This is a genomic window from Stenotrophomonas sp. 05N37, from assembly GCF_056397365.1.
In genome coordinates, this window is record NZ_JBFTNG010000001.1 from 1,238,081 (window position 1) to 1,261,704 (window position 23,624).

The 23,624-nt window shown below is 66.1% G+C and carries 19 protein-coding genes; 12 read left to right on the forward strand and 7 right to left on the reverse strand.

Annotated elements, in window-relative coordinates:
- Positions 1–3: 3 nt before the first annotated feature.
- The 7 genes from AC1DGC_RS05380 to rpmH form a co-directional block, all read right to left on the reverse strand.
- Positions 4–915, reverse strand: a complete 912-nt coding sequence (locus AC1DGC_RS05380; RefSeq protein WP_478047367.1) for a hypothetical protein — start codon at positions 913–915, stop codon at positions 4–6.
- 120 nt (positions 916–1,035) lie between these two features.
- Positions 1,036–2,088 (reverse strand): glycerophosphodiester phosphodiesterase, encoded by a 1,053-nt coding sequence (locus AC1DGC_RS05385; protein ID WP_259208242.1) that lies wholly within the window; start codon positions 2,086–2,088, stop codon positions 1,036–1,038.
- 163 nt (positions 2,089–2,251) lie between these two features.
- The gene (mnmE, locus tag AC1DGC_RS05390) at positions 2,252–3,601 is read right to left on the reverse strand and encodes a tRNA uridine-5-carboxymethylaminomethyl(34) synthesis GTPase MnmE (protein WP_478047368.1); all 1,350 of its coding nucleotides are present in this window, start codon (positions 3,599–3,601) and stop codon (positions 2,252–2,254) included.
- 3 nt (positions 3,602–3,604) lie between these two features.
- Positions 3,605–6,280, reverse strand: coding sequence for a polysaccharide deacetylase family protein (locus AC1DGC_RS05395; protein WP_478047369.1), 2,676 nt, complete (start codon positions 6,278–6,280; stop codon positions 3,605–3,607).
- Positions 6,281–6,418: 138 nt separating this feature from the next.
- A complete protein-coding gene (gene yidC, locus AC1DGC_RS05400; protein ID WP_394164889.1) occupies positions 6,419–8,119 on the reverse strand; it encodes a membrane protein insertase YidC in 1,701 nt (566 codons plus the stop codon).
- Positions 8,119–8,610, reverse strand: coding sequence for a ribonuclease P protein component (gene rnpA, locus AC1DGC_RS05405; RefSeq protein WP_259208055.1), 492 nt, complete (start codon positions 8,608–8,610; stop codon positions 8,119–8,121). The genes yidC and rnpA overlap by 1 nt, the downstream gene beginning before the upstream one ends.
- Before the next feature lie 5 nt (positions 8,611–8,615).
- Positions 8,616–8,756, reverse strand: coding sequence for a 50S ribosomal protein L34 (rpmH, locus tag AC1DGC_RS05410; RefSeq protein WP_006404565.1), 141 nt, complete (start codon positions 8,754–8,756; stop codon positions 8,616–8,618).
- A 252-nt stretch (positions 8,757–9,008) separates the two neighbouring features.
- Between rpmH and dnaA the strand changes: the two genes are divergently transcribed.
- The 12 genes from dnaA (at position 9,009) to cls (ending at position 23,587) form a co-directional block, all read left to right on the forward strand.
- Entirely contained in the window at positions 9,009–10,343 is a 1,335-nt protein-coding gene (dnaA, locus tag AC1DGC_RS05415) for a chromosomal replication initiator protein DnaA (protein WP_259208052.1), read from the forward strand.
- Positions 10,344–10,619: 276 nt separating this feature from the next.
- Complete coding sequence (gene dnaN, locus AC1DGC_RS05420; RefSeq protein WP_019184048.1) at positions 10,620–11,720, forward strand: DNA polymerase III subunit beta; 1,101 nt, start codon at positions 10,620–10,622, stop codon at positions 11,718–11,720.
- A gap of 928 nt (positions 11,721–12,648) precedes the next feature.
- On the forward strand, positions 12,649–13,746 hold the full coding sequence (gene recF / locus AC1DGC_RS05425; protein ID WP_478047370.1) for a DNA replication/repair protein RecF: 1,098 nt from the start codon (positions 12,649–12,651) through the stop codon (positions 13,744–13,746).
- A gap of 114 nt (positions 13,747–13,860) precedes the next feature.
- Positions 13,861–16,320, forward strand: a complete 2,460-nt coding sequence (gene gyrB, locus AC1DGC_RS05430) for a DNA topoisomerase (ATP-hydrolyzing) subunit B (protein ID WP_259208039.1) — start codon at positions 13,861–13,863, stop codon at positions 16,318–16,320.
- A 73-nt stretch (positions 16,321–16,393) separates the two neighbouring features.
- Positions 16,394–17,236 (forward strand): lysostaphin resistance A-like protein, encoded by an 843-nt coding sequence (locus AC1DGC_RS05435; RefSeq protein WP_478047371.1) that lies wholly within the window; start codon positions 16,394–16,396, stop codon positions 17,234–17,236.
- A 72-nt stretch (positions 17,237–17,308) separates the two neighbouring features.
- The gene (locus AC1DGC_RS05440; protein WP_259208035.1) at positions 17,309–18,115 is read left to right on the forward strand and encodes a M48 family metallopeptidase; all 807 of its coding nucleotides are present in this window, start codon (positions 17,309–17,311) and stop codon (positions 18,113–18,115) included.
- Between the two features lie 132 nt (positions 18,116–18,247).
- Positions 18,248–19,444: a heme biosynthesis protein HemY gene (locus AC1DGC_RS05445; protein WP_259208033.1), complete on the forward strand. Its 1,197-nt coding sequence runs from the start codon at positions 18,248–18,250 to the stop codon at positions 19,442–19,444.
- A 146-nt stretch (positions 19,445–19,590) separates the two neighbouring features.
- Complete coding sequence (locus AC1DGC_RS05450; RefSeq protein ID WP_449335620.1) at positions 19,591–20,259, forward strand: energy transducer TonB; 669 nt, start codon at positions 19,591–19,593, stop codon at positions 20,257–20,259.
- 86 nt (positions 20,260–20,345) lie between these two features.
- Complete coding sequence (gene exbB / locus AC1DGC_RS05455; RefSeq protein ID WP_259208031.1) at positions 20,346–21,104, forward strand: TonB-system energizer ExbB; 759 nt, start codon at positions 20,346–20,348, stop codon at positions 21,102–21,104.
- A 57-nt stretch (positions 21,105–21,161) separates the two neighbouring features.
- Positions 21,162–21,587, forward strand: a complete 426-nt coding sequence (locus tag AC1DGC_RS05460; protein ID WP_259208030.1) for an ExbD/TolR family protein — start codon at positions 21,162–21,164, stop codon at positions 21,585–21,587.
- Between the two features lie 3 nt (positions 21,588–21,590).
- Positions 21,591–22,004: an ExbD/TolR family protein gene (locus AC1DGC_RS05465; RefSeq protein ID WP_038691524.1), complete on the forward strand. Its 414-nt coding sequence runs from the start codon at positions 21,591–21,593 to the stop codon at positions 22,002–22,004.
- Positions 22,005–22,126: 122 nt separating this feature from the next.
- Positions 22,127–23,587: a cardiolipin synthase gene (gene cls, locus AC1DGC_RS05470; protein WP_259208025.1), complete on the forward strand. Its 1,461-nt coding sequence runs from the start codon at positions 22,127–22,129 to the stop codon at positions 23,585–23,587.
- The last annotated feature ends 37 nt before the right edge of the window (positions 23,588–23,624 follow it).

Here is a 23,624-nt window from a genome sequence, read left to right on the forward strand (position 1 = left end):
CGCTCACCTGGCGGATCCGAGCCGGCCGAACAGCGCCAGGCGCAGGCAGCCGATGGCGAACATGCCGACCAGCCCCACCATCGCCACCCCGAACAGCACGTTGAACGCATAGGCGAGCGGCTGCTCGCTCCAATAGTAGGTGTGCGCGCTGACGCGATAGCCGCCCACCCGGATCCGCGCCGTGGCCAGGGCGGTGAGCAGCGAGAGCAGCTGCGTGAGTTCAAGCACTGCCAGGAACGCCCCCAGCAGGCCGAAAAAAAGGCGGACGCCAGCGCCGGCCTTGTCCGCCGATGCTGGCGCAGGGGCCACCGTGTCCGTGTCCTCTTCCGCCGCCCGCGCCGGCGCGGCGCGTGGTGCCTCCAGCACCGCCACGGGCACGGGCAGCTGCAGGTAATCGGCCAGCACGCCCAGCCAGCGGTCGGTGCGCCGGGTGCCGGGCAGCACGGCGACGTTGCCGGGCGTCAACAGGGTCTCGCTGCCGTCGTGGTGCACGAGCCACAGCTGGGTGGTCCCGCGGTGCAGGGTACCGTGCCAGCGCAGTTGGAGTCCGGACAGCCCGTGCAGGGCGAAGGCGGCATTCACCGGCGTGCGGCGCCCGGACAGCGTGCGGGTATGGCGCTGGCCAACGCCGTCGCGGCGCGACAGGGTCAGCGTTTCGCTGGTCTCGGTGTACACCAGCAGGACCACCGCCAGCGCGACCAGCAGCAGGAACGCCACCACCACCAGCAGCCAGGACAGCGGGGCCAGGCGGGCCAGCGGTGAGCGATCGTCGACCAGCGCACCGACCACGAAGGCGCCGGGAACCGCCAACGCGACGATGGCCACGAACAGCACCAGGCCTGCCTGCACGCGATTGTGCGAATGGATGTGCAGATCGCCGCCTGGCGTGCGTTCGTAGCGATGTCCGATCAGCATGTAGACCTCCTTGTCCAGCGACCACGGTAGCCGCGGCCGTCTGTCGCAACAAGGTCACGCGCGGCGGATCCGCGCAGCGCAGCGCCTGCGTGGCCGCGGATCACGCGCGATCGCGGCCGGTCAGTTTCCGGCGGTCGCGGCGCCGTCCCCATCCACCGCACGCCGGCCCAGCGCGGGGTCGTCGGTGAAGAACGCATCGATGCCGGTGGCCAGGTAGGCGCGCATTTCGGCCACCGAACCGGCGGCATTGCGTGCGTTGGCCTCGCCCTTGCGGAACTCGGCCGCCTGGAAATAGTTCTCCGGGCGGAAGGTGTACGGGATCACCATCAGGCCGGCGGCGTGCGCGTCGCGGACCAGGGGGGTCGGCGCGCCCAGCTTGCCGGCCGCATCCAGCGGAATGACCTGGCGCAGGCTGGGGCCGATGCCGTCGGCATAGGCCGCCACCTGCTCCAATCCGGCCGGGGTGAGCATGTCGGCATAGCGCTGGCTGCCCTTGGCGGCCAGCACGTCTCCCGGCTGCTGCTTCGGATCGCCCAGCAACTGCAGCAGGCGGATGTTGGACTCACGGCCCAGCGTGCTGCGCAGGTAGCGCAGGTTGCCGACCTCGAACGACTGGATCGTCACCGGTGCCACGCGCGTGTACGCGTTGCCCTGCAACGCGGCCAGCAGCTTGTCTTCCATCGGCAGGCCGATGCCCTTGAAGTAGGTGCCGTGCTTGATCTCCGGCACCAGCCCGATGCCGCGGTTGGCGCGGCCGGCCTGCTGCACCAGGAAAGCAAGGATCTCCTCCAGCGTGGCGATGCGGAACTGGCCGTCATAGGCGGTACTGCGCAGCTGCGGCAGGCGCTCGCGGGCGTACAGCGTCTTCAGCTCGGCCAGGGTGAAGTCTTCGGTGAACCAGCCCTCCACGCGCTCGCCGTCGATGGTCTTGACCGTCCTGCGGCTGGCGAACTCGGGGTGGGCGGCCACATCGGTGGTGCCGCCGATCTCGTTCTCGTGGCGCGACACCAGCACGCCGTCCCTGGTCATCACCAGGTCCGGTTCGATGTAGTCGGCGCCGTCGGCGATGGCCTGCGCGTAGCTGGCCAGGGTGTGCTCGGGCAGCAGCGCACTGGCGCCACGGTGGCCGTAGACGGCCGCCTTGCGCGATGGGGAGGTGGATTCGGCACTCATGGCCACCGATGGTGCCACGGCCAGCGACAACAGCAACGCACAACCCCACAACGACTTCGACACTGCAAACCCCTGTTTGATGCGGCCCGCGCCGACGCGGCGGGGGCGTGGAAAGGACCGGCGCATTGTGGTGGTGTGGTGTGACAGCGGGAAGTAACGCCCCCTACTTCCCGATGCAGAAGCTGGAGAATATCCGCCCCAGCAGGTCATCGGCGCTCATCCGCCCGGTGATCTCGCCCAGCGCCTCATGGGCCAGGCGCAGTTCCTCGGCGGCCAGCTCCAGGTGTTCGTGGACCAGCTCGGCATCGGCACGCTCGACGTGGCCGATGGCCAGCACGATCGCCTCCACGTGGCGGGCACGCGCGGAGAACTCGCCCTCCACGCTGTCGCCGGCGCTGCCGCTGGCCAGTTCACGCAGGCGGGCATGCAGGCGCTCCAGACCCTGGCCGGTGGCGGCGGAGACGTGGACGACGTTCGCATCGCTATCGGCGGGACACTGCGCCAGCAGGTCGCTTTTGTTGTGGATCCACAGCTGCTGCGGCACGCCGGCCAGGGCGTCGGCCACCGCGGCACGCCCGGCCTGCGGGTCGCGCGCGTCCAGCACGATGATGGCCAGGTCGGTGCGCTGCATCTCCAGGTGGGCCCGGCGCATGCCCTCGCGTTCGATCGCATCGCCGCCGTCGCGCAGCCCGGCGGTGTCCACCAGGGTCAGCTCCAGCCCGTCGATGCGGATGGTCTCGCGCAGGGTGTCGCGGGTGGTGCCGGCGATGTCGGTGACGATGGCACGCTCGCTGCCGGCCAGCGCATTGAGCAGCGAACTCTTGCCCGCGTTGGGGGGCCCCACCAGCACCGCGTGCAGGCCATCGCGCAGGCGCCGACCGCGCTCGGCATCGTCGCGCAGCTGCACCAGCGCGCGCAGCGCCTGGCCCAGGCCGGCGCGGACCTGGTCACCGCCGAGGGTGTCCAGCGGTTCGTCGGCGAAGTCGATCGCCGCCTCGACGTGGATGCGCAGCAGCACCAGCTGTTCGCCGGCTGCCTCCACCCGCTGCGAGAACACCCCGTCCAGCGAGCGCCGGGCCGCGCGCGCCGCGCGGGTGTCGCTGGCCGCGATCAGGTCGGCGATGGCCTCGGCCTGGGCCAGGTCGAGCTTGCCGTTGAGGAAGGCACGTTCGCTGAATTCACCGGGCCGCGCCTGGCGCGCGCCGAGCGCGATGCAGCGCGCGACCAGCTGCTGCAACACCACCGGGCTGCCATGCCCCTGCAGCTCCACCACCTCCTCGCCGGTGAAGCTGTTGGGCGCCGGGAACCACAGGGCGATGCCGTCATCGATCACTTCGCCATTCGCATCGCGGAAGCGCGCGTAGTGCGCGTGCCGCGGGCGCATCGTGCGCACCCCGATCCGCTGGGCGATGTCGCGCGCACGCGGACCGGACAGGCGCAGCAGGCCGACGCCGCCGGCGCCGGGCGCGCTGGCGATGGCCACGATGGTGTCGATGTTGGCGGAGGCGTGCATGGCTTACAGCTTCTCCAGCTGGGCGCGCGCCTGGGCGGCACCGCTGCCCTGCGGCTGCAGGGCCAGGTAGGTGGTATAGGCCTGCTTGGCCTTGGCCGTGTCGCCCACATGCAGGTAGGCATCGCCCAGGTTGAGGTGGGCCACCGCGCGCGAGGGGTCGATCTTCAAGGTGTTCTCCAGCCAACGCGCCGCTTCGGCGTAGCGCTGCTGGCGGTAATAGACGAAGCCCAGGTTGTTGGCGGCCTGGGCGAAGTCCGGGCGCAGCTTGAGCGCCTCGGTGAACTGCGCGGCCGCCGCGTCGTAGCGCTTCTCGCGGTAAAGCTGCAGGCCGCGGTCGTTGGCCTGTTGCGCGCGCTGGCGGTCGGAGGTGGGCTGCGCGGCCGGCACGACGAGCGTGCTCTTGCCGCCCTGCAGATCGGCCACGGTCACCGGCGCCTCGCCTTCGGCCTTGCCCCCCTGGGCTGCATCGACCCGGGTATTGAGCGCGATGGCGTCGGCCGACAGCTGGCGGGTATCGGCGGTCAGGTATTCCTGGCTGTCCGGCACCTGGAACACGAACTCGCCGCCCTGCGACCCGGGCAGGCTGCCGAACGCCGGCGTCTGCCGCGACACCGCCGACACCGCCGGGGCCACGTAGGCGGCCAGCTCGGTGCCGGTGATCAGCCCGTCGCCGTTGAGATCGCCCTTGCCGGCCAGCGCCTGCAGCAGCACCCAGGTGAACACCGAATGGCCATTCGGGCCGCTGTCGGCCACCTGCTGGTCGGCGCCACCGGCGGTGAGCATCTGGCGCGCGCTGCGGCGCGCGTTCTCGCGCAGGAACGCCGACGACGATCCACCGCCGCGGGTCAGCCCGAGGCCGCTGTAGCAGGCATCCATCACGAACATCACGTGCTTGGCCTGCAGGCTCTCGGCGATGTTCTGGATGTCGGTCATGGCGATGGCATCACTGGCGAACTCGTTGGGGTCCGAATCCACCGGGATGATGTAGCCCAGGTCTCGCCCCGAGGCCAGCCGCCGGGTGGCGCCGTGCCCGGCGAAGAACACGAACACGCGGTCGTTCTTGCCGGTGCGCTCGTCGGCCAGGCGGTCGTGGAAGGCGGCCAGGATGTTGTTGCGGGTGGCCTGCTGGTTCTTCAGCGTCATCACCTGCGATGCCGGGAAGCCGAATTGTCCGGTCAGGGTGTCGGCGATCGCCTGGGCGTCATGGCTGGCGTATTCCAGCTTGGGCCACTTGGCGTAGTCGTCGATGCCGATCACGATCGCCCACGACTTCTCGTAGCCGCTGGTGACGGTGGCATCGGTGGCGGCGCCCTTGCGCGGCCGCGCCACGCTGAAGTCGCGCCCGTTCCAGCCGGCGAACTGGTACCCGTCGGCGATCAACCGGTCCAGGATCTGCGGCAGCGCCTTCACCGCGCGGTCGTGGATATCGTGGAACAGGATGATGCCGCGCTGTTCCTTCTGCACCTGGTCCACCACGCGCTGCACGATCGACTCGGGCACCGGGTCGGCCCAGTCCATCGAATCGATGTTCCACATGATCGACTTCAGCCCGGCTTCGTTGAGCAGCTGCAGGCCTTCGGCGTTGCGGGCGCCATACGGGAAGCGGAACAGCGGCGCGCGTTTGTCGTCCACGTCCTTGAGCAGCGTATCGGTGGACAGCACCTGTTCGCGGAGTGCATCGCCGGTGGTGCGCGAAAGCTGGGCGTGGGTGAGGCTGTGGTTGCCCACCGCGTAGCCCTGCTCCATCAGGTTGCGGCTGATCCCCGCCATCGGGCCCAGCTTCACCGTGCCATCGGCCTGCACCTCGCCGAGGTTGCGGCCCACTTCGAAGAACACCCCGGGCACGTCGTAGCGCTTGAGGATGGCCACCACTTCATCGGTATAGGCCTTGTGCGGGCCGTCGTCGAAGGTGAGCACCACGGTCTTGGGCGGCAGGTCGCGGCCGAAGATCTCGCGCTCGCTGTCCTGCATCGACATCGGGTACGGCTCGATCACGCCGTAGTCGCGCAGGATCGCCTCGCGGCGGTACTGCGCATGCAGGTGGGCCAGGTAGTCGTCCCACTTCTCGCGCTTGAGCGCGATCGCGCGGGTGCGGTCGAAGCGGCTGAAGATGCGGGTGATTTCCTGGTTGTAGTTGCGCTCGATCTCGTCCAGCGCCTCCAGGTCCTCGCCGATGCGCTGGTGCAGCTTCACCGCAGGCAGCGACGAATCCTTGCCGACCCGCTCCTGCAGGTCGCGCAGCACCTCGCGGAAGGCCAGGCGGTCGGCATCGAACAGCTCCGGCGCCGATTCGATGTAGTCCAGCACCGTGCCCAGGCTGGCGAAGCGCTGCGGACGGGTGTCGCGCAGCAGCGTGTCGAACTGCGCGGCGATCGCGCGGCGCTGTTCCAGGCCATCGTGGAACAGCTGCTGGCCGATGCGGCTGGAGGTGGCGCGGTCGGCCGGCGACTGCCGGGCCTCGTCGGCCAGCAGCACGATGATGCGGCGGTGGCCGTCGAGCTGTTTCTGCAGCGCGGCCAGCAGTGGCGCGGCGGCCGGGTCTGCCGCGGCGGCGGCCTGCGCGCTGGGCTGGGTCATCGCGCCGCTGTCGGCCGCCTCCTTGTCGCCGCAGCCGGCCAACGCCAGGGTGAGCAGCAGCAGGGGCACGGGCAGGCGGAGCAGCGACGACGCAGGGGGCATGGGGTGGCTCGGGGCAACGGGGCAACGGTGGCGGCGATTGTATCGCCGCCAAAGAAAAACCCGCCGGATGGCGGGTTTTTCAGGGCAGCCGACCAACGGTCGGCTCTACGTCCTGGTGCAGCCGACCAACGGTCGGCTCTACTTCTTTTTGATGGGGGCGGTGGTGGCCGGCACCGGGTCGCTGCCGTGGCGCTTGGTCATCCACCACTGCTGCAGCAGGCCCAGGCCACCGTTGACCACCCAGTACAGCACCAGGCCGGACGGCATGAAGGCCATCATGACGCCGAACACCAGCGGCATCATCTGCATCATCTTGGCCTGCATCGGGTCCATGCCCGGGGCCGGGGTCAGCTTCTGCGTGGCCCACATCACCGCCACGTTGATCACCGGCAGGATGAAGTACGGGTCACGCGCGGTCAGGTCCTGGATCCAGCCCAGCCACGGCGCCTGGCGCAGTTCCACCGACTCCACCAGCACCCAGTACAGCGCGAAGAAGATCGGCATCTGGATGAGGATAGGCAGGCAGCCGCCCATCGGATTGATCTTTTCCTTCTTGTACAGCTCCATCATCGCGGTCTGGAACTTCTGGCGGTCATCGCCGTAGCGTTCCTTCAACTGCGCGATGCGCGGCTGGAAGCGACGCATCTTGGCGCCGCTCTTGTACTGCACCGCCGACAGCGGATACAGCACCAGCTTCAGCAGCACCACCAGGCCGACGATCGCCCAGCCCCAGTTGTTGACCACCTTGTGGACCTGGTTCAACACCCAGAACAGGCCCTGGCCGATCACCGCCATCAGCGAGAAGCGGCTGTAGTCGACCACGCGGTCCAGACCCTTCACGTCTTCCTTGGCAATCAGGTTGACCAGCTTCGGGCCCACCCACAGGCGGGCCTCGGTGCTGGCCTGCTGGCCCGGCGCGACGGTGAAGGCCGGGCCGGTGGCCTGGATCTGGTCGCGACCGTCATGCTGGGACAGCGCGTAGTTCGCGGCCTGGTCGGCCTGCGGGATCCACGCAGTGAAGAAGTGGTGCTGCAGCATCGCCAGCCAGCCGCCGGTGATGGTGCGGTTGAGGTTGCCGTCGTCCAGGTAATCCTTGAACGCACGACGCTCGTAGCCGTCCTGCGGGCTGAACCAGGTCGCGCCGTTGAAGCTGAACGAGTCCGGGTTGGTCATGCTGCGCGACAGGATGGTCGGGGTGCGGTCGAGGGTGCGGAACACGTAGCCGTTCCACGGCGCGGTGCTGCCGTTGATGACCTCATCCTTCACCTTGATCGCGTACTCGTTGCGGCCCAGCGTATAGGTGCGACGGATGCTGATGCCGTTCGGGCCATTCCACACGAACGGGATCTGCAGTTCCTTCTGGCCCTTGGCGAGCACGAAGTCGCGGCTGTCGCCCACCAGCGTGAAGCCATTGGCTTCCGGCACCGGCATGCTCTTGTCCTGGCTGGTCCAGCCGCTCACCGCGCGATACGGGTGGGTGGCCTCTTCAGTGAGCAGGCGCACCGGCGGGCTGCCGTCGTCCTTGGTCTGCGGGAACTGCAGCAGCTCGGCATCCAGCACCGTGCCGCCATCCAGCACCAGGCGCAGCACGTCGGTGGTGACGGTCACACGGGCGGCACCGGCCTGGGCCTGGGCGGCCGGCTGGGTCGCCGGCGTGCTGCCCGGGGCCTGCGGCACGGTCGCGCCCGGGATCGCGCCCGCCGCGCCCGGCACGGTTGCCTGGGTCTGCGCGGCAACCGGCGGCGGGGTCGGTGCGGCCTTGTCGCGGCCCCACTCCATCCACAGCAACACGGCCACCATCAGCCAGGCAAAAATCAGGAAAACGCGGGTCTGGTTCATCAGCGGGCAGGCTCGACGGGGCCGGCAGGTGATGCCGGCTCGGACTGGGAAAGGGATGCAACGCCCAGGGGCGGCGGCATTGTGCCGTCCGCGCCCGGCATGGGCAATGCGCCAAGGCGGCGCAGCAGGCGTTCGAAGGCCTGGCGGATCTCGACATTGCTGGCGGTACGGGCTGCGCTACGGGCCACGACGACAAAATCGCCGGCACTCATCCACGGCCGTAGGTGGCGTGTGGCATCGCGCAGCACACGCTTCACTCGGTTGCGACCCACGGCTCGGGGATCGACTTTGCGCGACACCGCAAGACCCAACCTGGCTGGCGTATCGCTCTTCAGCCAGTGCAGGGTCATCAGCGGATCGGACACACGGCGGGCGCCGTTGAAGACCGTTGTATATTCGGCACGCGTACGAACCCGCGCAGAGCGAGGAAATCGCTTGCGCGGGTCGGAACTGCTCACAGTCAGGATTGCGTCTGCCGCAGGAAGCGGCATTGCAATCAAGCGCTCAGGACTTTACGGCCCTTGGCGCGGCGACGCGACAGGATCTTGCGGCCGTCAGCGGTCTTCATACGGGCACGGAAGCCATGGTCGCGCTTACGCTTGAGGTTGCTGGGTTGGAAAGTGCGCTTGGTGGCCATGCGGGCCTCTATATGAAGGGGACGGAAAGAACCGGAAATTCTATAGACCCTCCCGAGGTGCCGTCAAGTGCTTGGCACTACGGGAATTCATCGGGCTGTGCAATAGCTGTGGATCATTTTGTGAATAACTTCGGGACAACCATTCCCGGCCCCTCTCGTCGGTGGTAGTCTGCGCCATCCATTCTTCCCCCTTCCGGCCTGCGGTGCGGCGGTTTTTGACGCCTGCGCACTGGCCCCAGACGATTATTGCCGATGGATGCCTGGTCCCGTTGTCTCGAACGCCTTGAAGCGGAGTTCCCGCCCGAGGATGTTCACACCTGGTTGAAGCCGCTGCAGGCCGATCTGCGCGTGGACAGCCTGGTGCTTTATGCGCCGAATGCCTTCATCGTCGACCAGGTGCGCGAGCTGTACCTGCCGCGCATCAAGGAACTGCTGGCGCACTTCGCCGGCTTCGGCGACGTTTTTCTTGAAATCGGCTCGCGTCCGCGGGCCGTCGAGGCGCAGATTGCGCCGAATCCGGGCGTTGCTGCGCCGGTGGTGGCGGCCGAGCCGCTGGTGCCGTTCGCCGGCAACCTCGATTCGCACTACACCTTCGCCAACTTCGTGGAAGGCCGCAGCAACCAGCTGGGCCTGGCCGCGGCGTTCCAGGCGGCGCAGAAACCGGGCGACCGGGCGCACAACCCGTTGCTGCTGTACGGCGGCACCGGCCTGGGCAAGACCCACCTGATGTTCGCGGCCGGCAATGCGATGCGCCAGGCCAACCCCGGCGCCAAGGTGCTGTACCTGCGCTCGGAACAGTTCTTCAGCGCGATGATCCGTGCGTTGCAGGAAAAAACCATGGATCAGTTCAAGCGCCAGTTCCAGCAGGTGGACGCGCTGCTGATCGATGACATCCAGTTCTTCGCCGGCAAGGACCGTACCCAGGAAGAATTCTTCCATACGTTCAATGCCCTGTTCGACGGCAAGCAGCAGATCATCCTGACCTGCGACCGGTACCCGCGCGAAGTCGAAGGCCTGGAAGCACGGCTGAAGTCGCGCCTGGCCTGGGGCCTGTCGGTGGCCATCGAGCCGCCGGACTTCGAGACCCGCGCCGCGATCGTCCTGGCCAAGGCACGCGAGCGTGGCACCGAGATCCCCGACGATGTGGCGTTTCTGATTGCCAAGAAAATGCGCTCCAATGTCCGCGACCTCGAGGGTGCGCTGAATACCCTGGCCGCACGCGCCAACTTCACCGGCCGTGCGATCACCACTGATTTTGCGCAGGAAACCCTGCGCGACCTGCTGCGCGCCCAGCAGCAGGCGATCAGCATTCCCAACATCCAGAAAACCGTGGCCGACTACTACGGGCTGCAGATCAAGGATCTGCTGTCCAAGCGCCGGACCCGGTCGTTGGCCCGTCCGCGCCAGGTCGCCATGGCGCTGACCAAGGAACTGACCGAGCACAGCCTGCCGGAAATCGGCGACGCCTTTGCCGGCCGGGACCACACCACGGTGCTGCACGCCTGCCGGCAGATCCGGACGTTGATGGAAGCGGACGGCAAGTTGCGGGAAGACTGGGACAAGCTGATCCGGAAGTTGAGCGAATGATGCATGTACGCCGCTAAGGCGTCATCGCATAAAACGGTGCAGAATCCGGTAGCAAGCAGGGGACAGGGTGTGGATAAAAACGCTGTTCGATTCGAACGCAGATTTATCCACAGGTTTGCCCTCCCCCTTGGGGCTAGTAATGCAGAGGGTTTCGAGGCCTGAAACCTGTTTGATTACAAAGACTTAGCTGTGTTTTCCCGCGATTCTGGCGCTACCAGCACCACCAAGCTTTTGATTTATTCCACATTTTTTTAAAGCATAGGGGCACGGAACCACATGCGTTTCACACTGCAGCGCGAAGCCTTTCTCAAGCCGTTGGCACAAGTCGTCAACGTGGTCGAACGCCGCCAGACCCTGCCGGTTCTGGCTAATTTCCTGGTCCAGGTGCAGAACGGGCAGCTGTCGCTGACCGGTACGGACCTGGAAGTGGAAATGGTGTCGCGGATCGCGGTGGAAGATGCCCAGGACGGCGAGACCACCATCCCCGCCCGCAAGCTGTTCGAGATCATCCGCGCCCTGCCCGATGGCAGCCGGATCACCGTCTCGCAGACCGGTGACAAGATCACCGTGCAGGCCGGCCGTAGCCGCTTCACCCTGGCAACCCTGCCGGCCAACGACTTCCCGTCGGTGGACGAAGTGGAAGCCACCGAACGTGTCGCCATCGGCGAAGCCACCCTGAAGGAGCTGATCGAACGCACCGCATTCGCGATGGCCCAGCAGGACGTGCGCTACTACCTCAACGGCCTGCTGTTCGACCTGCGTGGCGATGCCCTGCGCACCGTCGCAACCGATGGCCACCGCCTGGCGCTGTGCGAGACCGAGCTGGAGAAGGCCAGCGGCGCCAAGCGTCAGATCATCGTGCCGCGCAAGGGCGTGACCGAACTGCAGCGTCTGCTGGAAAGCGGCGATCGTGAGATCGAGCTGGAAGTCGGTCGCAGCCACGTGCGGGTCAAGCGCGACGATGTGACTTTCACCTCCAAGCTGATCGATGGTCGCTTCCCGGATTACGAAGCCGTCATCCCGATCGGTGCCGATCGCGAAGTGAAGGTGGACCGCGAAGCCCTGCGTGCCTCGCTGCAGCGCGCCGCGATCCTGTCCAACGAGAAGTACCGCGGCATCCGCGTGGAAGTCTCGCCGGGCAACCTCAAGATCAGCGCGCACAACCCGGAGCAGGAAGAGGCCCAGGAAGAGATCGAGGCGGACACCACGGTCAGCGACCTGGCCATCGGCTTCAACGTGAACTACCTGCTGGATGCGCTGTCCGCCCTGCGCGATGAGCACGTCGTCATCCAGCTGCGCGATTCGAACTCGTCCGCCCTGGTTCGCGAGGCCAGCAGCGAGAAGTCGCGTCACGTGGTCATGCCGCTGCGTCTGTGACCTGAAGCACTTGGTTCCACGTGGAACCGACGTCTGAAGAAACCCGGCCCTGCGCCGGGTTTCTTTTTGCCTGGTGATCTGCGGTGTTCCACGTGGAGCATGTCGGGAAATTCGGTGCGTATCCCGCAGATGGGTTCGTTCGCGAGTTCCGATGCTTCGTCGCCGGCACCCGCATGGATGTGCGTTCCTCAAGTCTAGCCAGTACACCGGCCATCGCCTTCCAGATCAACCCGGCTGCACGCTATCGAGCCATCGTGTGTCTGGATTTCTTCGCTGCCAGTTGGTTCGTCGGGGACCACGTCTTCGAGTGCCTTCGTTGCCCGCTGGATCACAGCTCTATGCTTTAAAAACTGTATATAAATCTAAAGCTAGGTGGTGGTGGTAGGGCCAGATTTGGTTGAAAAGTACCTTATCTCGTTGAATACAAAGGGTTATTTGGCCTCGAAACCCCCTGTAAAACAGGCCCTGGGGCTGGGGGTGAGCCTGTGGATATCTTTCAGGCGTGTGCGAGGGGCTGTTTTTATCCACAGGTCGTACATGGGTTGTGCATACGTCATACATGCCCTGTGTGGACAGTCACTTCCACGCCCGCTCGTGGCGTCAGATCTGAATACGAGTGGCTTGCCAGGGCATGCAGATTTCAAGGAAAGCACGCGGCCATCCGCAACGCGGGTCCGCTCGGCCCCTGAGAGTGGCGGGAATTTCTCGAAATCTGCACGGCTCCAGCCCTGCCCGCTGTACAGATTTCAAGCAATTCAGGGGGCGAAATGGGGTGACCGGCAGCACCGGAAGGTGGCCGTCCGCAGATCCAGTGCGGTAGCGTCGCTTCCGGCATGGCGGTATCGAGTCCACGTGGAACCAGTGCAATGCAGTAAGCTGATCGATTCCCCCTACCCGACTGCCGCCTCGCGCGGCCTTGATCGACCGCATGCATATCCGTCGCTTGTCCCTGCACCAGGTTCGCCGTTTCGACAGCGTGGAACTGGCGCCCCAGCCGGGCATCAACCTGATCACCGGCGACAACGGGGCTGGCAAGACCAGCGTGCTGGAGGCATTGCACGTCATGGCCTATGGGCGCAGCTTCCGTGGCCGGGTCCGGGATGGCCTTGTACGGCAAGGCCGCGAGGCGCTGGAAGTGTTCGTGGAATGGGATGAACAACGCGAAGGCGCGGGGAGTTCCACGCGACGCAAGGCTGGGCTCCGTCATAGCGGCCAGGAGTGGAAGGGCCGGCTGGACGGCGAAGACGTCGCCCAGCTTGGGAATCTCTGCGCGGCCTTGGCCGTGGTGACCTTCGAGCCGGGCAGCCATGCCTTGGTGAGTGGTGGCGGCGAGCCGCGTCGGCGCTTCCTCGATTGGGGCTTGTTCCACGTGGAACCAGATTTCCTGGCCTTGTGGCGCCGCTACTCCCGGGCGCTGAAGCAGCGCAATGCGCTGCTCAAACAGGGGGGCCATCCGCATGCCCTGGATGCCTGGGACCACGAGCTGGCGGAAGCCGGTGAGCCGCTGACCACCCGCCGCCAGCACTACCTGGAGCGGCTGCAGACGCGGACCATCGCGCTGGCCCAGGTACTTGCGCCGAATCTGGACATCCAGTCACTGACCCTCAGTCCCGGTTGGCGCAAGCAGGAGGTGTCCCTGTCCGATGCGCTACTGCTGGCGCGGGAGCGCGACCGCCTGGCCGGGTATACCTCGGTCGGACCGCACCGGGCGGACTGGAGCGTGGGTTACGCCAGCATCCCGGGCCGGGATGCGCTTTCGCGTGGTCAGGCCAAGCTCACCGCCCTCACCTGCCTCCTGGCACAGGCGGAAGACTATGCCGAGCAACGCGGGGAATGGCCGGTCATCGCACTGGACGACCTCGCCTCGGAGCTGGACCGCAATCACCAGGCACGCGTGCTGGAGCGGTTGAAGGCTGGCCCGGCACAGGTCTTCATCACCGCTACTGAACCACCTGCCGCGTTGCAGGGCGTTGCCGATGTCACTCGGTTCCACGTGGAACATGGGCAGGTCCTGCCTGTGCCATAGTGGGGTCCCAAGGGCCGGCAGCGCCCGGCTGGTATAATTTCTGTTGCAACCCCTTATCCCTCGGCGCCCTGCCTCACGGCGGTGGCCCGACCTGCGGAGCCTATGGCAAGCGCAATGACTGAAGAACAGAACACCCCGGCAAACAACGGCAACTACGACGCCAACAGCATCACCGCCCTGGAAGGCCTGGAGGCGGTGCGCAAGCGTCCTGGTATGTACATCGGTGACGTCCATGACGGCACCGGTCTGCACCACATGGTGTTCGAGGTCGTCGACAACTCCATCGACGAAGCCTTGGCCGGCCATGCCGACCATGTGTCCGTCACCATCCACGCCGATGGTTCGGTGTCTGTGTCCGACAACGGGCGTGGTATTCCCACCGGCAAGCACGAGCAGATGAGCAAGAAGCTCGATCGCGAGGTCTCCGCTGCCGAAGTGGTGATGACCGTTCTGCACGCCGGCGGCAAGTTCGACGACAACAGCTACAAGGTCTCTGGTGGCCTGCATGGCGTCGGCGTCAGCGTGGTCAATGCGCTGTCGCAGAAGCTGCTGCTGGATATCTTCCAGGGCGGCTTCCACTACCAGCAGGAATTCGCCGATGGCGCGGCGGTCAATCCGCTGAAGCAGCTGGAAGCCAGCACCAAGCGCGGCACCACGCTGCGCTTCTGGCCGTCGGTGAAGGCGTTCCACGACAACGTCGAGTTCCACTACGACATCCTGGCCCGTCGCCTGCGCGAGCTGTCCTTCCTCAATTCCGGCGTCAAGATCGTCCTGGCCGATGAGCGCGGTGACGGGCGTCGCGACGACTTCCACTACGAAGGCGGCATCCGCAGCTTCGTGGAGCATCTGGCGCAGCTGAAGACCCCGTTGCACCCCAACGTGATCTCGGTGACCGGCGAGTCCAACGGCATCACCGTGGACGTGGCGCTGCAGTGGACCGATTCCTACCAGGAAACGATGTACTGCTTCACCAACAACATTCCGCAGAAGGACGGTGGTACCCACCTGGCCGGCTTCCGCGGCGCGCTGACCCGTGTGCTCAACAACTACATTGAGCAGAACGGTATCGCCAAGCAGGCCAAGATCAACCTGACCGGCGATGACATGCGCGAAGGCATGATCGCCGTGTTGTCGGTGAAGGTGCCCGATCCCAGCTTCTCCAGCCAGACCAAGGAAAAGCTGGTCAGCTCGGATGTGCGCCCGGCCGTGGAAAGCGCATTCGGCCAGCGTCTGGAAGAGTTCCTGCAGGAGAACCCGAACGAGGCCAAGGCGATCGCCGGCAAGATCGTGGACGCCGCGCGCGCCCGCGAAGCCGCGCGCAAGGCCCGCGACCTGACGCGCCGCAAGGGCGCGCTGGACATCGCCGGCCTGCCCGGCAAGCTGGCCGACTGCCAGGAAAAGGATCCGGCGCTGTCCGAACTGTTCATCGTCGAGGGTGACTCGGCGGGTGGCTCGGCCAAGCAGGGCCGCAACCGCAAGAACCAGGCGGTGCTGCCGCTGCGCGGCAAGATCCTCAACGTGGAACGTGCACGCTTCGACCGCATGCTCGCCTCCGACCAGGTCGGTACGCTGATCACCGCACTGGGCACCGGCATCGGCCGCGACGAGTACAACCCGGACAAGCTGCGCTACCACCGCATCATCATCATGACCGACGCCGACGTCGACGGCGCGCACATCCGGACGCTGCTGTTGACCTTCTTCTACCGGCAGATGCCGGAGCTGATCGAGCGTGGCCACGTCTATATCGGCTTGCCGCCGCTGTACAAGATCAAGCAGGGCAAGCAGGAGCTGTACCTGAAGGATGACCCGGCGCTGGACGCCTACCTGGCCAGCAGCGCGGTCGAAAACGCCTCGCTGATCCCGGCGGAAAGCGAACCGGGCATCGAAGGCGTGGCGTTGGAAAAGCTGCTGCTCGCCTTCGCCTCCGCGCAGGAAGCGATCAGTCGCAACACGCACCGCTACGATCGCCAGGTGCTTGAGGCGTTGATCGATTTCACCCCGATGGACCTGGAGCACCTGCGCAAGGCCGGCGCGGATGAAGGGCTGGCCGCACTGGCCGCGCGCCTCAACCGCAGCAGCCTGGGCTCGCCGCGCTTCACCCTGGAACTGCAGGAACCGACCGACGAACGTCCGGCCGCCCTGCTGGTGACGCGTCGCCACATGGGCGAACAGTTGATCCAGGTCCTGCCGCTGGCCGCGTTCGAAACCGGCGAGCTGCGTGCGCTGCACCAGTCCTCGCTGTTGCTGCACGGCCTGGTCCGGCCCGGTGCGAAGATCAGTCGCGGCGCCAAGTCGGCCGAGATCGAAAGCTTCGCCGAGGCACGCAACTGGCTGCTGGACGAAGCCAAGAAGGGTCGCCAGATCCAGCGCTTCAAGGGCCTGGGTGAAATGAACCCGGAACAGCTGTGGGATACCACGGTCAATCCGGACACCCGCCGCCTGCTGCAGGTGCGCATCGAAGACGCGGTCGCCGCCGACCAGATCTTCAGCACGCTGATGGGTGACGTGGTCGAACCGCGGCGCGACTTCATCGAAGACAACGCGTTGAAGGTCGCCAACCTGGATATCTGACACAATCGGGGCAAGGCCGGCCCGTTGCGACCTGCAACCGGGCCGGCCATCGCCTTTCGATGCCAGGAATCCGATGTCCGTTACGTCCCCGGCGTCCAGCACGCCCCCTGTTTCCCCCACCGCCTCGGGCGGCACGTCCGGCCGGCCGGTTGCCGGGTTCTTCCTCGACCTGGTCATCGCCATCGTGGCGCTGCTCGGCCTGAGCATGCTTGGTGGGCTGGCCTGGGGCCTGTATCGCGGCGCCGTGGTCGGGGCCGAAGCCACCCGCCAGGGCGGCACGCTCGACGCGGGTGCGCTGGCGCAGCAACTGGGTCAACCCGGCCCACTCGCGCAGATCCTGATGGCCCTGTTCGCCACCGGCGGCGCGGCCCTGTTGTTGTATGTCCTGCGCCGTCGCGCCGATGCGGCCGAACGGCGTGCCTCGTGGGCGGCCGCGCGGCGCCCGTCCACCTGGGGCTGGACGCTGCTGGTCGCCACCGGCGTCGTGGTCATCAGCAACCTCATCGCCTACCTCAGCAAACAGGCCGGCATCGAACCGGTCCCGACCAACCTGCTGCTCATGGAGCAGTCGCTGGCGCAGTTCCCGTGGTTCCTGGCGGTGTTCGCGATCCTGCTCGCACCGGCCTATGAAGAATTGCTGTTCCGCCGCGTCCTGTTCGGCCGCCTCTGGCAGGCCGGCCGGATCAGCCTGGGCATGCTGCTGAGCAGCCTGGCGTTCGCGTTGATCCATGAAGTCCCGGGTGCCAGCGGCAATGGCCCGTGGGAGATCGCGCAGCTGTGGCTGGTCTACGGCGGCATGGGCGCGGCCTTCGCCTGGTTGTACCAGCGGACCGGCACCCTGTGGGCCCCGATCGCCGCGCACGCGCTGAACAACGCCATCGCATTGGCGGCGCTGGTGTTCCTGGGCCTTCACTGACCCGTGCGCCCGCTTGACGAAAATTTACGTCGGCGCGATACACACTGGGCACATGAACACGGGGGACCTGCGATGAAACCAGTACTGTTCGGCGTCGCGCTTGCGCTGTTGGTCAGTGCCTGCGCGACCACCACCTCGCCCACCGGGCGACGGCAGATGGTGGGCGGCGTCTCGCAGGCCGAGCTGGATCAGCTCGGCGCGCAGGCCTTCAACGAGACCAAGCAGAAAGAAAAGATCAGCAGCGATGGTCGCCAGAACGGCTATGTGCAGTGCGTGGTCAATGCCCTGGTCGCGCAGCTGCCGCCACAGTACCGTGGCGTACGTTGGGAAACGGCGGTGTTTGTCGACAACGAACCCAATGCGTTTGCCCTGCCCGGCGGCAAGGTCGGGGTCAACACCGGCATCTTCACCGTGGCCAGGAACCAGGACCAGCTGGCGGCGGTGATCGGCCATGAGATCGGCCACGTCATCTCGCGCCACCATGATGAGCGCATGACCCGCCAGATCAACGCGCAGACCGGGCTGGCCGTGGCGGGCCTGTTGGCCGGCGCGGCCGGCGGCGAAGGCGCGGCCAACACGGTCAACCAGTTCGGCGGCGCCACCGCGCAGGCGGTATTCCTGCTGCCGGGCTCGCGCGTCCAGGAAAACGAGGCCGACGTGGTCGGCCAACGGCTGATGGCCGAGGCCGGGTTCGACCCCGGCCAGGCGGTCAACCTGTGGCAGAACATGATGGCCGCCAGCGGCGGTCGCTCACCGCAATGGTTGTCCACGCACCCCGATCCCGCCAACCGTATCCGTGAACTGCAGCGCGACGCGCCGGCCCTGGCCGGCGTGTACCAGCAGGCGCAGGCGGCCGGTCGGCGACCGAAGTGCGGCTGATTCGACCAAAGGATGCTGTATTGCAGCATCGGAAACGATTTCTCACGCCATCAGTTTCTGATACGTTTGGCGGCTCAGATTTTTCTGACAGTCCGTTTTGATGCCGCTGCGGCGGTTCGATCGAGGTGAAAGATGATTTTCAGCAATCACAAGCAAGCCGTGCTTTCCGTCCTCATCGCGACCGCCATTGGTGGCGCCGTGGTCACCGATGCCTTTGCCCAGTCCTCGCGCTCGTCCGAGCGCGGTGCCCGCAGTGGCAAGCAGGCCAAGGCCGAGGTGCTGTTCCCGAACGCTACCCGTCAGGAGCCGAACGCCAAGGCGTCGGCCAAGCTCGGCAGCAAGCTGCAGAAGCTGATTGACACCTACAACGACCAGAAGTTCCCGGAGACCCGGACGCTGGCCGACGAGATCCTGGCCAACAGCGCCGCCAACGACTACGACAAGTCGCTGGCCGCCCAGCTGGCCTCGCAGGCGGCCTACAACCTGGACGACTCGGCTGCAGCGAAGAAGTACCTGCAGCAGGTGCTCCAGCTCAACAGCCTGGAAAACAACGGGTACTTCCAGTCCATGCTGATGCTGGCCCAGCTGCAGCTGCAGGACAACGAGACCGTGCCCGGCCTTGCCACCCTCGACAAGTACTTCGCCGAGAGCAAGTCGGCCAAGCCGGAAGAGCTGGTCATCAAGGGCCAGGCGCTGTACCAGGCCGAACGCTACGCCGAGGCCATCCCGGTGCTGCAGCAGGCCATCGCCGGCGCCACCGAGCCGAAGGACAACTGGAACCAGCTGCTGATGGCCGCCATGGCCGAAGCCGGCCAGACCGGTGAAGCCGTGAAGCAGGCCGAAGCGCTGGCCGCCAAGAACCCGAACGACAAGAAGGCCCAGATCAACCTGGCCAGCATGTACATGCAGGCTGACCAGATGGACAAGGCCGGCGCGGTGATCGGCAAGCTGTACGCCGCCGGTCAGCTGACCGACGAACGCGAGTACAAGCAGCTGTATTCGATCTATGCCAACACCGAGGGCAAAGAAAAGGACGTTATTGCCGTTATCAATGATGGGTTGCAGAAGGGCATCCTGAAGCCGGACTACCAGGTTTACCTGGCCCTGGCCCAGGCGTACTACTACTCCGACCCCCAGCAGACGGACAAGGCGATCGAAGCGTGGCAGAACGCCGCCCCGCTTTCCAAGGACGGTGAAACCTACCTGAACCTGGCCAAGGTGCTGTACCAGGAAGGGCGTGTCCCGCAGGCCAAGGAAGCGGCGCGCCAGGCGAAAGCCAAGGGCGTGAAGAACCCCAAGGATGCTGACAAAATCATCAACCTGAAGTAAGTAGGAATAACGCCTGAACGCCTGCTACATTGATGCGCAGGCGCTCAGGATTGGTATAAGCTTGGAGGTTCCTGCGGTGTCATGCACCGCTGATCATGGGCTACCTGTCCCCGGGTATCCCGGCCCCACTAATGAGCTCTTGGCGCATGACGGAACAACTAGTCGTTCACAGGTACGAACAACGCGATGACACCGGCTTCAGCTGGCCGCGTATCGTGGGTATCGCTTTTGTAATCGCACTGCATCTCGCCGCCTTCATGATGCTTCTGATCCCGGCCGTGGCTCCCAAGGCCGCTGCGGAGAAGGAACGCAACATCATGGTGACCCTGGTCGACGCTCCGCCGCCGCCCCCACCGCCGCCGCCGCCGCCGCCGCCGACTGAAACGCCGCCGCCGCCGGTCAAGAACCTGTCGCCGCCGAAGCCGTCGCCCGTCCCGCCGCCGCCGCAAGCGCCGGTGATCGACGTGCCGGAACCGCGTCCGAACGACATCGTTACGCCGCCGAGCCCGCCGTCGCCGCCCGCGCCGCCGAGCCAGATCGAGGCAAGCGTCGATATCTCCTCGAAGAACATGAACCCCCCGCGTTACCCGCCGGCCGCATTCCGTGCAGGTATCCAGGGTGAAGTCATCCTGATCATTGATGTCGACGCCAATGGCAACGTCACCAATGTGTCGGTCGAACGGTCCAGCCGTAACCGTGACCTCGACCGCGCCGCGATGGAAGCCGCTCGCAAGTGGAGCTTCCGTTCTGCGGAGTCGGGCGGGAAGAAGGTCGCAGGTCGCGTTCGCGTCCCGGTCAACTTTGCGCTGAACTGATGGTTGCAGGTGGCCCGCCGGCCACCGCCTCCATCGGTTATTTGTAGCTACACCATTCATCACCACACACAACAAAGGTAAGCGTCATGCTGCAGGAACTCTTCATCGCCGCTGCTGCCGGGGGCAACTCCAACGCCCTGTCGCAGATGGGCTTCGAGCACTTGATCCACGAAATGACCACCCAGCCGGGTGACTTCGCCGTCTCCTGGGTCGTGCTGCTGACCCTGATCATCATGTCGGCCATGTCCTGGTACTGGACCGTCATCAACATCTTCCGTGCTACCCGCCTGAAGAGCGCTGCCGACAAGGTCGTGAGCCTGTTCTGGGATACCCCGAACGCCCAGGACGCCATCCGTGCGATGGAAGAACAGCCGGCTTCGGAACCCTTCTCGAAGATCGCCCTGGACGCTGCCCAGGCAGCTGCCCACCACCAGCGTGCCGAAGGCGGCGCCACCGGTGGCCTGGGTGAGAACCTGAGCCGTTCGGAATTCGTCGATCGCGCCCTGCGTCAGGCCGTGACCCGCGAAAGCAACAACCTGCAGTCGGGCATGACCCTGCTGGCCACCGTCGGTGCAACCGCTCCGTTCGTCGGTCTGCTCGGTACCGTGTGGGGCATCTACGGCGCGCTGATCAAGATCGGTGCCACCGGTTCCGCCTCGATCGACGCCGTTGCCGGCCCGGTGGGTGAAGCGCTGATCATGACCGCCATCGGTCTGTTCGTCGCTATCCCGGCCGTGTTCGCCTTCAACTTCTTCAGCAAGATCAACAGCGCCACGATCAGCAAGTTCGATACGTTCGCTCACGACCTGCACGACTTCTTCGCCACCGGTTCGCGCGTTCGCTAATTGCGACGCGCTTCACCTGGCGAGAACGTAGTCAACACGATCTAGACGGAGCCCGTTATGGCTTTCAGTAGTGGTAACAGCGGCGGCCCCATGGCCGACATCAACGTTACGCCCCTCGTGGACGTGATGCTGGTGCTGCTGATCATCTTCATCATCACGGCGCCCCTGATGTCCCACAAGGTCAAGGTGGATCTGCCGGAGGCCAACCTGGTGCAGAACCCGGAAGACGCTGAAAAGCGTTCGGGCCCGATCACCCTGGCAGTCAAGGAAGACGGCTCGATCTACTGGAACGACGAGGAAATCAACAAGCAGACTCTCGAGTCGCGCTTGGCGACCGCCGCCCAGCAGACCCCGCAGCCGCCGCTCAACCTGCGTGGTGACCGCACCACCAAGATGCGCGTCATCAATGAGATGACGAAGATCGCGCAGGAACAGGGCATGCTCGACGTTGGCTTCGTTGCCACCAAAGAGAAGGGGCAGTAAGCCATGGCGTTCAGTACTGGTGGTAACAAGGGCCCTATGGCCGACATCAACGTCACGCCCCTCGTGGACGTGATGCTGGTGCTGCTGATCATCTTCATCGTCACCGCGCCGATCATGACCTATCCGATCGCCGTGGACCTGCCGCAGCGCGTGCTCAACCCACCGCCGCAGCTGGTCGAGCCGCCGCCGCCGATCGAACTCAAGATCGACGCAAGCAACCAGGTCTCGTGGAACAACAGCCCGGTCGCTACCGGTGAGTTGCAGCAGCGGATGGAACAGGAGGTCCAGAAGGACCCGACGAACCAGCCGGAACTGCGCATCGACGCCAGCCCGGACTCGGAGTACGACGTGATGGCCAAGGTGTTGGCTGCCGCGAAGAATGCTCAGATGAAAAAGATCGGCTTCGTACAGCAGTAAATCGCACGACGCAGTCATGACGCGACTGGAAAGCGCCCCTGGAAACGGGGGCGCTTTTTTTTTGTGTGGGCCCATGCGCTTCGCGCACGCGCCGGATGCCCGCGGCCCGCTATCATCCGCCCATGCTCGCCACCTACCCTGCCCTTGCGGCCTGGCTCGACGCCGTCCCGCATCTCCGTCCCCTGCTCGTGGCGGCCTACATCCTCTACCTGCTGTGGCTGACCGGCTGGATCATGCTGCAGAAGCGCGAACCGGTCGCCACGCTGAGCTGGATCCTGTCGCTGGCCGCCCTGCCCTACCTCGGGCTCTTCATCTACTACCTGCTGGGCCCGCAGAAGGTGAAGCGCCAGCGCCTGCGCCGCGGCCGCGCGCGGTCCGGCATGGAGCACTACAGCAGCGTCTGCCCGCCGGATGCCGATTGCACGGAGTTGGCCAAGATCGCCCAGGCCACGACCGGGCTGGCGCCCACCTCGGCCACCGAGGTGGAGTGGCTGGTCGATGGCGCCGCTACCTACCGGGCCCTGCTCGCTGCCGTGGCCACCGCGCAGGACCACCTGCACGTGGAGTACTACATCTTCAACCCCGACCACGCCGGCACCGCCCTGCGCGATGCGCTGGTCGAGCGCGCCCGCGCCGGCGTGCGCGTGCGCCTGTTGCTGGATGCGGTGGGCTCGTCGGCGATCCGCAAACGCTTCCTGCAGCCGCTGCTTGAGGCCGGCGGTGAAGTGGCCTGGTTCCACCCGCGCCAGCTGCTCAAGCCGTTCAAGCGCCCGTGGATGAACATGCGCACCCACCGCAAGCTGGTGGTCATCGATGGCCGCGTCGCGTTCACCGGCGGCATCAACATCACCGACGAGGAAGACGAGAGCCGCCGCGCCGATGCGTATCGCGACCTGCACATGCGCCTGGCCGGACACGTGGTGCGCAGCCTGCAGCTGGTCTTCATCGAGGACTGGATCTATGCGACCGGCCAGCCGCCGGAGCGCTTCGCCATCGCGCAGCTGTGGCCGCACGACATGCCCAGCCGCAAGGACGGCCGCATCGACGCACAGGTGCTGGTGTCCGGCCCGGACTCGGCCTGGGAAACCATCCACCGCCTGCAGGTGGCCGCCATCCACGAAGCCCGCGAACGGGTCTGGCTGGTGACGCCCTACTTCGTCCCGGGCGAGGCGGCGCGCATGGCACTGACCTCGGCCGCGCTCGGCGGCCTGGACGTGCGCCTGCTGGTACCGAAGATGAGCGACTCGTGGTTCGTCACCCAGGCCGCCCGTTCGTACTTCGACGAGCTGCTGCTGGCCGGGGTGCAGATCTACGAGTACGGCCCGCGCATGCTGCATACCAAGGCGTTCATCGCCGACCGCGACGTGTGCATCGTCGGCAGTGCGAATTTCGACCACCGCAGTTTCCGGCTCAACTTCGAGCTGTCGATGATGCTGGTGGACGCCGACCGCGTGGCCGCGCTGGAGGCGATCCTCGCCGCCGAGTTCGATGCCGCCGTCCAGGTCCGCAATGACCGCAAACGGTCGCTGTGGCTGCACCGGGTCCCGGAGGCGTTCGCGCGGCTGGCCTCGCCGCTGTTGTGACCGGCCACGTGGAACCCCGCGTGCCGGCGGCGCTACA

Coding starts and splice junctions, on each gene's coding strand:
- dnaA (WP_259208052.1), top strand. CDS start 9,009: ATGGATGCCTGGTCCCGTTGTCTCGAACGCCTTGAAGCGGAGTTCCCG.
- AC1DGC_RS05435 (WP_478047371.1), top strand. CDS start 16,394: ATGTCCGTTACGTCCCCGGCGTCCAGCACGCCCCCTGTTTCCCCCACC.
- rpmH (WP_006404565.1), bottom strand. CDS start 8,756: ATGGCCACCAAGCGCACTTTCCAACCCAGCAACCTCAAGCGTAAGCGC.
- AC1DGC_RS05380 (WP_478047367.1), bottom strand. CDS start 915: ATGCTGATCGGACATCGCTACGAACGCACGCCAGGCGGCGATCTGCAC.
- cls (WP_259208025.1), top strand. CDS start 22,127: ATGCTCGCCACCTACCCTGCCCTTGCGGCCTGGCTCGACGCCGTCCCG.
- exbB (WP_259208031.1), top strand. CDS start 20,346: ATGCTGCAGGAACTCTTCATCGCCGCTGCTGCCGGGGGCAACTCCAAC.
- mnmE (WP_478047368.1), bottom strand. CDS start 3,601: ATGCACGCCTCCGCCAACATCGACACCATCGTGGCCATCGCCAGCGCG.
- AC1DGC_RS05445 (WP_259208033.1), top strand. CDS start 18,248: ATGATTTTCAGCAATCACAAGCAAGCCGTGCTTTCCGTCCTCATCGCG.
- AC1DGC_RS05450 (WP_449335620.1), top strand. CDS start 19,591: ATGACGGAACAACTAGTCGTTCACAGGTACGAACAACGCGATGACACC.
- AC1DGC_RS05460 (WP_259208030.1), top strand. CDS start 21,162: ATGGCTTTCAGTAGTGGTAACAGCGGCGGCCCCATGGCCGACATCAAC.
- AC1DGC_RS05440 (WP_259208035.1), top strand. CDS start 17,309: ATGAAACCAGTACTGTTCGGCGTCGCGCTTGCGCTGTTGGTCAGTGCC.
- AC1DGC_RS05465 (WP_038691524.1), top strand. CDS start 21,591: ATGGCGTTCAGTACTGGTGGTAACAAGGGCCCTATGGCCGACATCAAC.
- gyrB (WP_259208039.1), top strand. CDS start 13,861: ATGACTGAAGAACAGAACACCCCGGCAAACAACGGCAACTACGACGCC.
- AC1DGC_RS05385 (WP_259208242.1), bottom strand. CDS start 2,088: ATGAGTGCCGAATCCACCTCCCCATCGCGCAAGGCGGCCGTCTACGGC.
- AC1DGC_RS05395 (WP_478047369.1), bottom strand. CDS start 6,280: ATGCCCCCTGCGTCGTCGCTGCTCCGCCTGCCCGTGCCCCTGCTGCTG.
- recF (WP_478047370.1), top strand. CDS start 12,649: ATGCATATCCGTCGCTTGTCCCTGCACCAGGTTCGCCGTTTCGACAGC.
- yidC (WP_394164889.1), bottom strand. CDS start 8,119: ATGAACCAGACCCGCGTTTTCCTGATTTTTGCCTGGCTGATGGTGGCC.
- dnaN (WP_019184048.1), top strand. CDS start 10,620: ATGCGTTTCACACTGCAGCGCGAAGCCTTTCTCAAGCCGTTGGCACAA.
- rnpA (WP_259208055.1), bottom strand. CDS start 8,610: ATGCCGCTTCCTGCGGCAGACGCAATCCTGACTGTGAGCAGTTCCGAC.